The sequence below is a fragment of the Methanosarcina sp. 2.H.A.1B.4 genome (assembly GCF_000979385.1).
Classification (GTDB): domain Archaea; phylum Halobacteriota; class Methanosarcinia; order Methanosarcinales; family Methanosarcinaceae; genus Methanosarcina.
Window position 1 is genome coordinate 1 of sequence record NZ_JJOV01000081.1, and the last position, 14,153, is coordinate 14,153.

The following is a 14,153-nucleotide window of genomic DNA, read 5'->3' on the forward strand; positions in this document are numbered from 1 at the left end:
TTTTTCTGTCTGACGAGGATTTGTCGGTTCGGTTAATTCTGGGTGATAGATGTTTCAACATCTATCGCGAAATGAACTAACTGAATTGCTAGTTGTTAGTGCAAGTTTCTGCGACCAAGACCTTTAAGGAACAAAGTGTGTATAACAATTCTGGTTGATCCTGCCAGAGGTTACTGCTATCGGTGTTCGCCTAAGCCATGCGAGTCATATGTTCTTCGTGAACATGGCGTACTGCTCAGTAACACGTGGATAACCTGCCCTTGGGACCGGCATAACCCCGGGAAACTGGGGATAATTCCGGATACCGCATATATGCTGGAATGCTTTATGCGTAAAATGGATTCGTCTGCCCAAGGATGGGTCTGCGGCCTATCAGGTAGTAGTGGGTGTAATGTACCTACTAGCCAACGACGGGTACGGGTTGTGAGAGCAAGAGCCCGGAGATGGATTCTGAGACATGAATCCAGGCCCTACGGGGCGCAGCAGGCGCGAAAACTTTACAATGCGGGAAACCGTGATAAGGGGACACCGAGTGCCAGCAACATTTGCTGGCTGTCCAGGTGTGTAAACTACACCTGTTAGCAAGGGCCGGGCAAGACCGGTGCCAGCCGCCGCGGTAACACCGGCGGCCCGAGTGGTGATCGTGATTATTGGGTCTAAAGGGTCCGTAGCCGGTTTGGTCAGTCCTCCGGGAAATCTGACGGCTTAACCGTTAGGCTTTCGGGGGATACTGCCAGGCTTGGAACCGGGAGAGGTAAGAGGTACTACAGGGGTAGGAGTGAAATCTTGTAATCCCTGTGGGACCACCTGTGGCGAAGGCGTCTTACCAGAACGGGTTCGACGGTGAGGGACGAAAGCTGGGGGCACGAACCGGATTAGATACCCGGGTAGTCCCAGCCGTAAACGATGCTCGCTAGGTGTCAGGCATGGCGCGACCGTGTCTGGTGCCGCAGGGAAGCCGTGAAGCGAGCCACCTGGGAAGTACGGCCGCAAGGCTGAAACTTAAAGGAATTGGCGGGGGAGCACAACAACGGGTGGAGCCTGCGGTTTAATTGGACTCAACGCCGGACAACTCACCGGGGGCGACAGCAATATGTAGGCCAAGCTGAAGACTTTGCCTGAATCGCTGAGAGGAGGTGCATGGCCGTCGCCAGTTCGTACTGTGAAGCATCCTGTTAAGTCAGGCAACGAGCGAGACCCGTGCCCACTGTTACCAGCATGTCCTCCGGGACGATGGGTACTCTGTGGGGACCGCCGGTGTTAAATCGGAGGAAGGTGCGGGCCACGGTAGGTCAGTATGCCCCGAATCTCCCGGGCTACACGCGGGCTACAATGGATGGGACAATGGGTCCCTACCCCGAAAGGGGTTGGCAATCTCACAAACCCATTCGTAGTTCGGATCGAGGGCTGTAACTCGCCCTCGTGAAGCTGGAATCCGTAGTAATCGCGTTTCAATATAGCGCGGTGAATACGTCCCTGCTCCTTGCACACACCGCCCGTCAAACCACCCGAGTGAGGTATGGGTGAGGGCACGGACTCTGTGCCGTGTTCGAACCTGAATTTCGCAAGGGGGGTTAAGTCGTAACAAGGTAGCCGTAGGGGAATCTGCGGCTGGATCACCTCCTAAGCATAAAAACACTATCACCCAGATGCCGATAAACCGAACAAATCCTCAACCCATTAATCTCATAAATCATCAAATGCACCCGGTAAGTAGCTTACCGGGGAAGGATGGATAGCCTGCGCGGAACCGCAGGCATATGAAGTCGTGTATAGGTGCTGTATATTGAACGCTAACTGGACCTGGTTAGGTGTAACAGGAGTTATGCTATCAGGTGGATGGCTCGGCTCAAGAGCTGATGAAGGACGTGCCAAGCTGCGATAAGCCCGGGGTAGGTGCATGGATCCAATGAACCCGGGATCTCCGAATGGGACCTCTCCATAGTGATCAGTAATGATCGGGAACGCTCCGAATTGAAACATCTCAGTAGGAGCTGGAAAAGAAATCAAACGAGATGCCGCTAGTAACGGCGAGTGAACACGGCACAGTTCAAACCGAATCCCTTCGGGGAAATGTGGTGTTGTAGGGCTGTTCAAACGTTTGGCGGCGAAACCGAACTTGCCTGGAACGGCAGACCATAGAGTGTGACAGTCACTTAGGTGCAAGCCAATAAACCGGAACATGTCCCTGAGTACCGTGCGTTGGATATCGTGCGGGAATCTGGGGGGCACCAACCTCCAAAACTAAATACTACTTGAGACCGATAGCGAAATAGTAGGGTGACCGAACGCTGAAAAGTACCCCGAGAAGGGAGGTGCAAAGTGCCTGAAACCTGATAGTGATGGAACGATACGGCATGAAAGGATCTTTGACATGAAGGAATCATTCGCGAGGATGTAGTACGAATGTCACTGCCAGTGTCGTATCTTACGTTTTGAAGAACGGGCCAGGGAGTGTATCTTGGTGGCGATGGCTAACCTTTTATCTGGGCAGCCGAAGCGAAAGCAACATGTGCGCAGCCTTCGGGCGAGGCACGACGTATACAAGTGCGTGGAGTCACCGGGGTACGACCCGAAGCCGGGTGATCTAGGCGTGGGCAGGTTGAAGCGTGGCGAAAGCTACGTGGAGGACCGCAAGCGGTTTTGATCTGCAAATCATTCGTGTGACCTGCGTCTCGTAGTGAAATGCTAATCTAACCCGGCATCCGCTGGTTCCTTCCGAAACATGTCGTAGCATGACCTGACTGGAGATCGTCGGTGGAGTAGAGCACTGATTGGCGGTTCCGGGGGAGAAATCCCTCGCCCGCCTGTCAAACTCCAAACCCACTGTCATCTGAGAAAGTCGGAGTCCGGACTACTGGGGTAAGCTTGTAGTCCGTAAGGGAGACAACCCAGCCCGTGGTTAAGGTCCCCAAGTGTCGACTAAGTGTTAACACTAAAGGGCGTCCCAAGCCCAAGACAGCTGGAAGGTTAGCTTAGAAGCAGCTACCCTTTAAAGAGTGCGTAACAGCTCACCAGTCGAGGTTTGGGGCCCCGAAAATTGACGGGGCTCAAGTCGACCACCGATACCACGGAGTACCGCAAGGTAATCTCGTAGGAAGGCGTTGTGTTCGGGCTGAAGCAGGGCTGTAAAGTCCTGTGGACCGTTCACAAACGAAAATCCTGGTAATAGTAGCAGCAAAGCAGGGTGAGAATCCCTGCCGCCGAAGGGGCCAGGTTTCCTCGGCAATGATCGTCAGCCGAGGGTTAGTCGGTCCTAAGACGTACCGTAATTCGAGTACGCCAAAAGGGAAACAGGTTAATATTCCTGTACCATTTAGCACTAAAGTCTGACGTTTTCGGGCAGGCCGAGCGGCGTTGTCGCGCCGTCTAAGCAGCGAAACCTGTGGAGAGCCGTAATGGCGAGAAGCGGGCGAATCTGTAATGGCGTAAGTCGGCTGCACCCAGGAACCCGTGAAAAGGACAGCTAAATGTCCGTACCGAGAACTGACACTGGTGCCCCTAGCTGAAAAGGCTAAGGCGTGTCGGAGTAATTCAGTTAAGGGAATTCGGCAAATTAGCTCCGTAACTTCGGGAGAAGGAGTGCCTGCTGTGTAGACAGCAGGTCGCAGTGACCAGGGGGCTCTAACTGTCTAATATCAACATAGGAGATTGCAAACCCGTAAGGGCTAGTACAATCTCTGAATCCTGCTCAGTGCAGGTACCTGAAACCCCGGTTCAACGGGAAGAAGGGCCTGTAAACAGCGGGGGTAACTATGACCCTCTTAAGGTAGCGTAGTACCTTGTCGCTTAATTGGCGACTTGCATGAATGGATCAATGAGAGCCCTACTGTCCCTAACTGGAGTCCGGTGAAGCTTACATTCTAGTGCACAGTCTAGAGACCTCTAGGGGGAAGTGAAGACCCCGTGGAGCTTTACTGCAGCCTGTCGTTGGGTTGTGGTTCTGGATGTACAGTGTAGGTAGGAGACGTCGAAGCGGGTGCGCCAGCATTCGTGGAGTCGCAATTGGGACACTACCCTTCTGGAACTACGACCCTAACTCTGCGAAGAGGACCCCGATAGGTGGGCAGTTTGCCTGGGGCGGGACGCCCTTGAAAAGATATCAAGGGCGCGCAATGGTTGACTCAAGCGGGTCGGAAACTCGCTGAAGAGTGCAAGAGTATAAGTCAGCCTGACGTTATTCAGCAAAGCAGTGGATGACGAGACGAAAGTCGGTTCTAGCGAACTTTTGAGCCTCCTTGGTGGGGGCCAAAAATGACAGAAAAGTTACCCCGGGGATAATTGAGTCGTTGCCGGCAAGAGTACATATCGACCCGGCAGCTTGCTACCTCGATGTCGGTTCTTTCCATCCTGGCCGTGCAGCAGCGGCCAAGGGTGAGGTTGTTCGCCTATTAAAGGAGATCGTGAGCTGGGTTTAGACCGTCGTGAGACAGGTCGGTTACTATCTACTAGAGGTGCCAGAGGTCTGCGGGTAAGCTGCTTTTAGTACGAGAGGAACCAAGCAGCGGCGCCACTGGTGTACCGGTTGTCTGACAAGGCATCGCCGGGCAGCTACGCGCTAAGGAATAAGAGCTGAATGCATCTAAGCTCGAAATCTGACCTAAAAAGAGACCTCTTTAAGGATTCCGGTAAAAGACCGGTTTGATAGAAACGGGATGTAAGCACCAAGGCAACGAGGTGTTCAGTCCGCGTTCACTAACTATCCGTTCCTTTCACCTAATTCAGGTCCAGGCGAAATTCAATATGCAGCACCCCTATACATGACTTCTTTCATATCCCATTTATAAGGTAGAGCTTGGCGGCCATAGCGGCAGGGCAACTCCTGTACCCATTCCGAACACAGAAGATAAGCCTGTCCACGTTCCTTACTGTACTGAAGTGTGCGAGCCTTCGGGAACTCTGGATCGCTGCCAAACTCACCCTATATTACTTTAAATCTATTCTGAATATTGTTTTTTCTAAAATTGTTTTTCGATACTGATTTTTTTATATTACTGTTGTTTTACTTCTTTGAAGCTGCTATTCTTCTTGATCTTGTTACTTTATTCTCTTCTGGATTATTTTGTCTGTTTATCTGGTTCTTTTACACGGCTTTCCACTATCTTTTGATATGTTTATTCTTTTGAAACCGTTTTCTAAGTTTTATTATTCTTACCTTTTTTCATCCCGTTATTTTCATCTGTTATTTTTATTACTTGATTTTTATGTTCCGGCTCTCTTTTAGCTCTGCTTCTCTAAAAGCGAGTTCGAATCCATTTGAATTGCTGGATTTCTATTCCGGCACCCTGTCTAAGTTCCGAAGGGTGCGCTCACCTTTAATAACTGAAGCCGGACTCTTGCTGTAAGACAGAGTTATTTTAACGGAACTTCAGACTTTCACTTTTTTCCTCACAAATCTCTTTAAATAAGGCTCGTGCATATTTTTAATGGGGGAAACTATGGATTACATCGAAACATGGAAAGAAGTTATACAAAGGCCGTCTGATTTTTACAGGAAAATGCCAACGACCGGAGGATATAATGAACCGCTTACCTTTGCAGCAATCAGTTATATCATATACGGGCTTTTAACTGGACTTTTTGGCCGCGGAATGATGAGAGGTATGTATGGGTACGGTGGTATCACTGAATTTGGCTTTTCCACTGTACTTATGACTGTGATTATGGCACCTATTGTAGGTATCATCTCTATCTTTATCGGAGCCGGAATATTCTATATTATTTATAAAGTGCTTGGAGGAACTGGAAGTTACGAAGGCACTGTCAGGTTCATATCTTATGCATCTGCCGTGATGGCGCTTTCCTGGATTCCTTTAATCGGCTGGTTCTTCGGGCTTTATGAGATATATCTCTATATTGTGGGCGGCATGATTGTACATGATGTAAGCATGGTGAAATCGGCGATAGCTGTACTCCTGCCTACTTTCGTAGTCATCTTACTGGCTATAGTTGCGGCAATGTTTGTTTTATCCAGTGTTTTTTCCAACATTTTTATCTAACTCGGTTTAATCTAACTCGGTTTAATCTAACTCGGTTATCTCTTTCGGGGGATAACATAACACATTTTTTACCAAACAGTTGTAATATTCTTTCAGAACTGTTGCATCCAGCTAAATATTTATATATTAGAAATTACTTTAATTGCATCTACACGACTAATCCGTGTTCAATAATGCCAAGATGGCGGAGCGGCTACGCAATCGCCTGCAGAGCGATACCATTCCGGTTCGAATCCGGATCTTGGCTTTTTCTCTTTTAATAATCGATTTAACCTAAAACTATATATTCAATAAAGTGCTTTAAGAAAATCCACTTTGTGCCAAGGTGGCGGAGCGGCTACGCAATCGCCTGCAGAGCGATACCATTCCGGTTCGAATCCGGACCTTGGCTTTTTAAATTACTTTTAAAATCTCTTCTCAAAGCTTTTTAATTTCCCATTTTTTACCTTTTTTAGCCTGTAATTTAGAATCTGGATTTTTATAATTTTTATATTAAGAGAATACTAACTCTGGGCATGGACATTGATGAACTCATGCGGAGGCTTTTCGAACTTTATCCGGAGGGCTATGCTGATGGCTCGAGAGACCCCTTTTTTGTGTTAATCTCCACTGTCATGTCTCACAGGACCCGGGACGATGTAACCTATCCTGCAGCAAAGAGGCTTTTTGAGAGATTCTCTACTCCTGAGGAAATGGTTGAGACTGATGTTGAAGAGATTGAAGCGCTTATAAGAGATGTGGGCTTCTACAGGGTCAAAGCCGGAAGGATAAAGGAAATCTCCGGAATTTTACTGGAAGAATACAATGGCAGGGTTCCGGATGAGATGGAAACTCTCCTTAAACTACCCGGAGTCGGCCGAAAGACAGCTAACTGTGTACTTGCGCATGCATTCCTTAAAGATGCCCTTGCAGTTGATACACACGTTCACAGGATTTCTAACAGGCTCGGTCTAGTTGAAACAAAAGCCCCTGAAGAGACTGAAATAGAATTAAAAAAGATATTTCCTCAGAGGTACTGGAAACATATAAATCTCTTGCTTGTAAAATTAGGGCAAAATATTTGCCGGCCTATTTCTCCCAGGTGCGGAGTTTGCGTCCTGAACGACACGTGTCCTAAAATTCTCCTTTGATAGGGAGTTTTTGGAAACTCCGTAATTATGAAATCAAAGTGCAGAGAACCTGCAGGCTGTCGAAAAACTGTTTGGGATGATACAAGATTATTTATATCAGGCTGGCGTTTAGCAGGCAAAAGGGTTATGCTATCCCTCGGTTTAATGACAAATTCATTCTCAAGCAACTAACTATCAAACATTCTAATATTACTTTCATAGCATTTACGAGGTTAAACATGTTTCAGATAGGAGAAGCATTAATGGGGCAAGGCGCAGAACTTGCCCATGTTGATTTGATGATAGGAGACAAGGAGGGTCCTGTAGGACAGGCTTTCGCAAACGGCCTGACCCAGCTTTCAGCCGGGCACACCCCTCTCCTGTCCGTTATAAGGCCAAACCTGCCGGCTAAACCTTCAACCCTTATTATCCCGAAGGTTACTGTAAAGAATATGGAGCAGGCATCAAGAATTTTCGGACCTGCCCAGTCAGCAGTTGCAAAGGCAGTAGCAGACTCCGTAGAAGAAGGCGTAATCTCAAAGGCCCAGGCTGAAGACCTTGTCATTGTAGCTAGCGTCTTTATTCACCCTGATGCCCAGGACTATAACAAGATCTACAGGTACAACTACGGCGCCACAAAACTTGCGCTCAAGAGAGCACTTGAAGGCTTCCCGGACATCGACACTGTGCTTGCAGAGAGCAACAAGTCCACTCATGCTATTATGGGCTTTAAAGTAATCAGGCTCTGGGACCCACCCTACCTGCAGGTTGCCTTTGATAACCCGAACCTCGAGTTCGTGCTTTCAGCTATTTCCCAGATCCCTAACAGCGACCACGTAATTATCGAGGCAGGGACACCCCTTATCAAGCGCTACGGCATAGATGTGATTTCCAAGATCAGAGAGGTCAGGCCAGATGCCTTCATTGTTGCTGACTTAAAGACTCTGGACACAGGGAACCTTGAAGCTAGAATGGTTGCAGATGCTGCAGGTGATGCAGTTGTGGTCTCAGCTCTTGCTCCTATCAGCACCATTGACAAACTCATTGAGGAAGCCCACAAGACAGGTATCTATGCGGTCATGGACACCCTCAACCAGCCTGATCCAATTTCTGTCTTAAAGCAGCTTAAGGTCATGCCTGATATCATTGAGCTCCACCGCGGAATTGACATCGAAGGTACAGAACACGCCTGGGGCAATATCGCCGAAATCAAGAAGATCGCTCCAAAGACTCTGGTTGCAGTTGCAGGTGGAGTCCGCCTCGACAAGGTGCCTGTAGCCCTTGGCCAGGGAGCCGATATCCTTGTGGTCGGAAGAGCTATTGCAGGTGCAAAGGACATCAGGGAAATGGCTGAGCAGTTTATCAACAGCCTTAACAAGCCGGAAATTGACCAGTTCAGGGTCATGACCGACTTCTGAGCAGTCCTTGAAAACTTCCCTAAAAAAGCTGCCGGAAAACTGCTAATAAACCGTTATAGCAAAATTACGGCGAAACCTCCGGCAGAAACCATCGGAGAAAGTGTGGATTTTCCATGCTTTTTCCCTTCCATTTTCTTTTCACTTTTCAGGAGGGTATCTTCCTTGAATTCACCATTCATTTTACTGAACTATAAGACCTATACACAGGGCACAGGCCAGGGAGCAGTTGAGATTGCGAAAGCCTGCAAAGCCGTGTCCGAAGAGTCAGGTATTGAGATTGCAGTAGCTCCCCAGCTTCCGGATATTTACAGGGTAGCCTCTGAGGTTGAACTTCCAGTTTTTTCCCAGCATCTGGATGGGGTAGGAGCAGGAAGTTTTACGGGGCATGTTTTTGGAAAATGTATAAAAGAAGCGGGAGCTGTTGGGACTCTTATTAATCACTCTGAAAGGCGTCTGACCCTTGCAGAAATTGAGGCCTCTTTGAAGGCGGCAAAAGAATTCGGACTCAGGGCAGTTATCTGTACTAACAACGTTCCCACAACTGCAGCAGCCGCAGCCCTTGGACCCGATTATGTAGCAATCGAACCGCCGGAGCTTATAGGCAGCGGAATTCCGGTCTCAAAAGCCGACCCTGAAGTTGTTAGCGGTTCGGTTGAAGCAGTTGCAAAAATCAATCCCGGAGTAAAAGTGCTTTGCGGCGCCGGAATTTCAAAAGGCGAAGACCTCAGGGCAGCCCTTGACCTTGGCTCGCAGGGTGTACTCCTGGCTTCGGGAATTGTTAAAGCGGCAGATCCCCGGGCGGCGCTGGAAGATCTTATCAGCTTGATTTAATTTATCTTCTTATATTTTTTTCTTCTTATATTTATTCCCAAACAAAAGAACATTTAAATCAAACACTGATTCTCCATAAAATAAGTACATCTGAATAAAAAAGAATGCGGCTTTTTCAGCCGCTTTTTTCTTTGCAATTTCTTTTCAAGATTTTTGAATCACTGATAAGCCAGAATAAGAGGTTCAACTGCCCGCGGATCCCCAATTTCAATAAGAATCAGGGCGGTCTCACCCTTAACTTTCTTATCTTCAGTTTTCAGGTTTTCTATAAGAGGATTAACTGCCGTTTCTCCCATATCTACAAGGGCTTCTCTGGCACTAACTCCAAAGTCTTTATCTCCCAGTTTTTCTACAAAAAACCCTGCAGTTTCCTGGTTTTCGGTTTTGCCAAGACCAAGGAGGGCTCCGTTTCTGATGCCCATATCCATGCCCGGGTTGTCAAATACCGTTCTAAGGGTACTTACAGCTTCAGGGCTTCCTATGTTCCCAAGAGCTGAGGCTGCAGCTATCCTTACCTCAAGAGTTTCCTTATTATCGTTTAGTACGCCGGTTAATGCTTCCGTAGCCTCAGCGCCTCCTATTCCTCCAAGGGCAAGGACAACGCTTTTTCGGACATCTGCATTTGTGTTCACGGTATCTTTTCTTCTTCCTTCAGCTTCTTTTCCGCTTTCCAGGACGTCTATCAGGGGTCCTACCGCTGATTCGGTTCCCATTTTACCTAGTGTGAGGGCGGCAGTACTTCTTACCGAAGCCTTTGTGTCTCTCAGTCTCTCGATAAGATAGGGTACAGCTTCTTCTGATCCTATTTTCCCAAGGGCGACTGCAGTGCTGCTCCTGATGTAATCTTTCTCATTATTTTTCAATTCCATCATCAGGTTATCTACAGCTCTTTCATCTCCGAGTTCTCCAAGTGCCATAGCTGCACTGTGTCTCGCCAGAGGATAATCCTGAGTAAGCATCTTCAGTAAGGGATCTGTTGCGGCTTTTTCCTCCTTTTGTCCAAGAGCCATCGCAGCTGCAACTCTTACGTATCCTTTTTCGCTTTTAAGAGCCTTAAGAAGTATTTCGGTTTCGTTTCCGTTTTCTCCAGATTCGAAATTTGAAAGTGCAAAGGAAGTATAAAGAGTGGAATTCTGTTCTTCTGCCTTAAGGGCTTCTTCGAGAATATCCGTGTCGTTTCCATATTCACTGGTTAAGGATCTTGCAAGGCTCTCTCGCATGGCTTTATCTTTTGCTTCTATAGCCCGTACAATATCTTCTGAAACTTCTTCCGGTCTCTGCCCGTCGACTGCATTTTCGGCTGCAGTCATACTTGAAGCCTCTTTTTCCCCAAGGTTTCCTGAAAGAACAGTTTCCGCTCTTTCATCTCCGGTTTCAAGAAGTGCAAGAAGCAGATAACTTTTTATTTCTCCTGAACTCGAATTTCCGGGTTCAATCTTTTCAATAAGAGCACTTGCTGCAGGTTCTCCGAATTTTCCAAGTTCGGTTACTGCGTTTAATCTTGTTTCATGGTCACCAGTTTCCAGCTTATTTATGAAATTTATGATCATATTTTCGCGTGAAACTCCAGCTAGGGCTGTGGGGTTTGTTGCATTCCCACTGCTTTCCATGAACTTATCACCGCTTAAAAGAAGCGAAACAAATATCGAAAGAGTGATAAGTGCAAATAAAAGAGAAATTTTCCATTTGACCTGAGACATTATATTCCGTATCTATTTATTTATTGTTTATATTAATTTCTCTGCGATCAATATACAACTCTAAGGTAAAAGTTCTTTTTCATTCCTTCAGCCTCAGGTTTTTTTCCCTTACCCGGCATCCTAGTCCACAGAGAAGGGTTGTCACCTCAGTTTCGACAGAATCTGCATTACAATCTCCAAAAATAGTTATCCTATAAGTTACTCCGAGTCGTTCCGTCCCTCTTTTCTCATTTTCAGTTTCTGTCCCCTTAGTCCCATTGTAGGTATCACTGATCTGACAGGCTACAAGATGGTTGTTTGTGGTTACTGCGCCCAGGATGACTTCAGGATCGGCGTCTTCAGGGATCAGGACTGAAATATCCCTTATCGCATGCTTCAGGTTTTCTTTTCTCCACTCCCTCAATTCAGATTCTGAAAGAAGGCGAAGGTTTTCAAGCTTGAGTCTTATGAATTTGTTCTTTATATGGGGAGCTGTGCCTTTTGAGGCAAGTTTTGTAATTATTATCTCATTCGGTCCCACTTTTTCCAGTGTACCTACATGGACCTTTCCGGAATAAAAGTGAGAAAAGCCGCAGACTTTTCCTACCGAGTTCATGATAGTCTCATACTCGGTTATTCTGGAATTAATCAGCTTATCCGATCTGCGCAGGGCATGGGCTGTATCATCATATTTTCGGGCAGCAGCTTTCATTTTCCTTACAAAGCCTTCCTCATCATGAGCCCGCACAAGGCTGGAAAGTTCCTCACATTCCTTTATAAATGCCTCATGCACCTCCGGAACACCCGGGTTTTCCATCTGGATAAGGGCGTAGAGGTAGGGGTTCTGGCCCAGAATCCTGCCCACAAAGTCAAGCATTATACTGTAAACCGGACTTACGAATTTCCTGGATTTCTTGATATCAAAGTCAAGCCTGTCAATGGTCGTCCCTATTGCGATATAAGCAAAATGAGTAAGCCCCTGTACTACTGAGACCAGACGGTCGTGTTCGGCGGCTGTCGTGATTTCAACATGTGCGCCGCTTTCCTCAAAAAGTTGCCTGATTCCTGGAAACCATTTTTCCGAGCGCCCGTTTACCGGGACAAGGATTACTGTTTGCCCCCTGATGGTGGGGATCGTGGGCCCGAACATTGGGTGTGTCCCAAGAATCTCAACATTCGCAGGTGCAAATCTCCGCATGGCTTCAACAGGCTTTACTTTGGTGGAGGTGAAATCCATAAGGAGGCTTCCTGCTTTCATCTTCGGGGCGACTTCTGCAATAGTTTCTTCCGTTGCGTTGATTGGAACGGATACTATTACTATATCATTTTCAGGGATAGCTGCCTCAAGGTCCGAAGCAAAAGGTACATTCAGTTTCCGGGCGACTTCCACCTTGCCCCCCCTTCCCCAGACTGTAACCTCATAGTCCCTTTCTTTAAAAAAATGAGTGAACCACTGTCCCATCTCTCCGGTTCCGCCAAGGATCAGAACCTTTGTTTTTCCGGAACTATGTTTCTCAGGGTCTGTGTTCAAGTCTGTAGAGCCTCCAGTACGGTTTTTTTCATGATTTCTACTGGAGGTTCAACACCTGTCCAGAGTTTGAAAGCTTCTGCTCCCTGATAGACAAGCATTAAAACTCCACTTACGGTTTTTGCTCCTGCAGCCTTTGCTTCCTTTAAAAGCCTGGTTTCAAGTGGGTTATAGACTATGTCAAAAACAGTAAGGTCGCTGTGAAGTTCTTTTGCTGTTGCAATAGTTGCATCTGTGTTCGGGTGCATCCCGAGAGTTGTGGTATTGATCAGGATATCTGCATCCTGCAACAGTTCTTTTAATCCTGAAAGCCCGGTCCCGCTTATTTTTCCCGGAAGGGCTGCAGCTGAAATCTCTTTTGCAAGTTCTACTGCCCTTTCTTCTGTCCGGTTTATTATGGTGATTTCAGCTCCGTCGGCTGCAAGCTGAAAAGCAACTGCCCTTGCTGCTCCTCCTGCCCCTGCAACCACCACTTTAGACCCCTCCATTTCCACTGCAGCCTCTCGAAGGGCCTGCCTTGCTCCCAGTCCGTCAGTGTTGTACCCCCGGATTTCTCCTGTTTTTCCGAAGACAACAGTATTCACTGCTCCAATTCTCTCTGCAAGGGGGTCAGGCTTGATGAATTCCAGTTTCAGGGCTTCTTCTTTTAATGGGACTGTCAGGTTAAGCCCTCCAAATCCCATAGCTTCAGCTCCAAGGATTGCTTTTTCCAGTTTTTCCGGCCTGACCCTGAAAGCGTGATAGACGCAGTCCATGCCAAGGGCTGAAAACGCTGCATTATGCATGGCAGGGGAAAGGGAATGACCTATAGGGTCTCCAAATACACCAAAAACTCGCTTCATTTTAGCATTTCCATTATCTTCTTTACTTCGTCTACCGGAAGCTGACCAGGGGCTGCGGCTGCACCGCTTTCTACTGAACCGTATGTCAGGACCGAACCATAAAGAGGGGCAACTACCCTTGTATGTTTTCCGGGTTTGCCCATTGAGATGGTGCATACTGATTTTCCTTCTTTCCTGAGGTCCAGTGTAATTCTCAGCAGATTAAGAACGTCTTCCATTGACTGAGGCATCACTGCAAGTTTGGCAATATCTGCCCCTGCAAGAAACATTTCTGTAAGAATTGCTTTCATTTCCTGAGGAGAAGGAGTTTTTGAAAAGTCGTGGGAAGAAACGATTACGGTTTTTCCGTGATCTTTAGCCGCTTTTATAACTTTATCTCTCTCTTCCCTGCTGGCAGAGAGTTCGATATCAACAGCATCCGGCCCGTCTTTAAGGGAAAGGGAATCTGTAAGAAGCCCTGTTCGGTCTTCCTCGGTCCCCTCCCATTTTCCTCCTTCTGCCCTGGAGCGGTTGGTAGCGATTACAGGAAGCCCGGCTTCGGATTTTATTTCCCTTATTATTTCTGCGGCTCTCTCCAGATCCCTGATTCCCAGCAAATCCAGCCGGATTTCAAGGATATCAGCTCCTTTTTCGGCTGCCTTTTTTGAAGTTTCAAGAGGCTTTTCAAGGATTACTGCAACAACTGCAGTTTTTTTTTCAAGGTCAAATGGGCCTATTTGCGTCATTGCTCGCTCCGGGTTGGGAGTT

General features: G+C 47.4%; 8 protein-coding genes, 2 tRNA genes and 3 rRNA genes. 9 read left to right on the forward strand and 4 right to left on the reverse strand.

What is annotated here, in order from left to right; all coding sequences use genetic code 11:
• Positions 1-147: 147 nt before the first annotated feature.
• The 9 genes from EO92_RS12815 to tpiA all read left to right on the forward strand — a co-directional run bounded on the left by EO92_RS12815 (position 148) and on the right by tpiA (position 9,357).
• A 16S ribosomal RNA gene (locus tag EO92_RS12815) occupies positions 148-1,625 on the forward strand.
• Positions 1,626-1,814: 189 nt separating this feature from the next.
• Positions 1,815-4,719 (forward strand): 23S ribosomal RNA (locus tag EO92_RS12820).
• A gap of 75 nt (positions 4,720-4,794) precedes the next feature.
• A 5S ribosomal RNA gene (rrf, locus tag EO92_RS12825) occupies positions 4,795-4,916 on the forward strand.
• The 16S, 23S and 5S rRNA genes sit together here, the layout of an rRNA operon.
• A 522-nt stretch (positions 4,917-5,438) precedes the next feature.
• Positions 5,439-5,999 (forward strand): YIP1 family protein, encoded by a 561-nt coding sequence (locus EO92_RS12830; RefSeq protein ID WP_048172140.1) that lies wholly within the window; start codon positions 5,439-5,441, stop codon positions 5,997-5,999.
• Positions 6,000-6,174: 175 nt separating this feature from the next.
• Positions 6,175-6,246 (forward strand) — tRNA-Cys (locus EO92_RS12835).
• A gap of 72 nt (positions 6,247-6,318) precedes the next feature.
• Positions 6,319-6,390: transfer RNA gene (locus EO92_RS12840), tRNA-Cys, on the forward strand.
• A 124-nt stretch (positions 6,391-6,514) separates the two neighbouring features.
• Positions 6,515-7,129, forward strand: a complete 615-nt coding sequence (nth, locus tag EO92_RS12845) for an endonuclease III (protein ID WP_048172143.1) — start codon at positions 6,515-6,517, stop codon at positions 7,127-7,129.
• 218 nt (positions 7,130-7,347) lie between these two features.
• Positions 7,348-8,526, forward strand: a complete 1,179-nt coding sequence (locus EO92_RS12850; RefSeq protein ID WP_048172144.1) for a bifunctional 5,6,7,8-tetrahydromethanopterin hydro-lyase/3-hexulose-6-phosphate synthase — start codon at positions 7,348-7,350, stop codon at positions 8,524-8,526.
• 162 nt (positions 8,527-8,688) lie between these two features.
• Positions 8,689-9,357 carry a triose-phosphate isomerase gene (gene tpiA / locus EO92_RS12855; protein WP_048172145.1) on the forward strand — a complete coding sequence of 223 codons (669 nt, stop codon included), beginning with the start codon at positions 8,689-8,691 and terminating at the stop codon, positions 9,355-9,357.
• A 158-nt stretch (positions 9,358-9,515) separates the two neighbouring features.
• Here the strand turns inward: tpiA and EO92_RS12860 are convergent, their stop codons facing one another.
• The 4 genes from EO92_RS12860 to aroD form a co-directional block, all read right to left on the reverse strand.
• Complete coding sequence (locus tag EO92_RS12860) at positions 9,516-10,967, reverse strand: HEAT repeat domain-containing protein (protein WP_235283328.1); 1,452 nt, start codon at positions 10,965-10,967, stop codon at positions 9,516-9,518.
• A 169-nt stretch (positions 10,968-11,136) separates the two neighbouring features.
• On the reverse strand, positions 11,137-12,567 hold the full coding sequence (locus EO92_RS12865) for a prephenate dehydrogenase (RefSeq protein WP_048172150.1): 1,431 nt from the start codon (positions 12,565-12,567) through the stop codon (positions 11,137-11,139).
• Positions 12,564-13,406 (reverse strand): shikimate dehydrogenase, encoded by an 843-nt coding sequence (locus tag EO92_RS12870; protein WP_048161277.1) that lies wholly within the window; start codon positions 13,404-13,406, stop codon positions 12,564-12,566. The genes EO92_RS12865 and EO92_RS12870 overlap by 4 nt, the downstream gene beginning before the upstream one ends.
• Positions 13,403-14,131: a type I 3-dehydroquinate dehydratase gene (aroD, locus tag EO92_RS12875; protein WP_048172152.1), complete on the reverse strand. Its 729-nt coding sequence runs from the start codon at positions 14,129-14,131 to the stop codon at positions 13,403-13,405. Before aroD ends, EO92_RS12870 begins: the two co-directional genes overlap by 4 nt.
• Positions 14,132-14,153: the final 22 nt, after the last annotated feature.

Bases quoted from the DNA above. Each gene is read 5' to 3' on its own strand.
- EO92_RS12830 (WP_048172140.1), top strand. From the start codon at position 5,439: ATGGATTACATCGAAACATGGAAAGAAGTTATACAAAGGCCGTCTGAT.
- nth (WP_048172143.1), top strand. From the start codon at position 6,515: ATGGACATTGATGAACTCATGCGGAGGCTTTTCGAACTTTATCCGGAG.
- EO92_RS12850 (WP_048172144.1), top strand. From the start codon at position 7,348: ATGTTTCAGATAGGAGAAGCATTAATGGGGCAAGGCGCAGAACTTGCC.
- EO92_RS12860 (WP_235283328.1), bottom strand. From the start codon at position 10,967: ATGGAAAGCAGTGGGAATGCAACAAACCCCACAGCCCTAGCTGGAGTT.
- EO92_RS12870 (WP_048161277.1), bottom strand. From the start codon at position 13,406: ATGAAGCGAGTTTTTGGTGTATTTGGAGACCCTATAGGTCATTCCCTT.
- aroD (WP_048172152.1), bottom strand. From the start codon at position 14,131: ATGACGCAAATAGGCCCATTTGACCTTGAAAAAAAAACTGCAGTTGTT.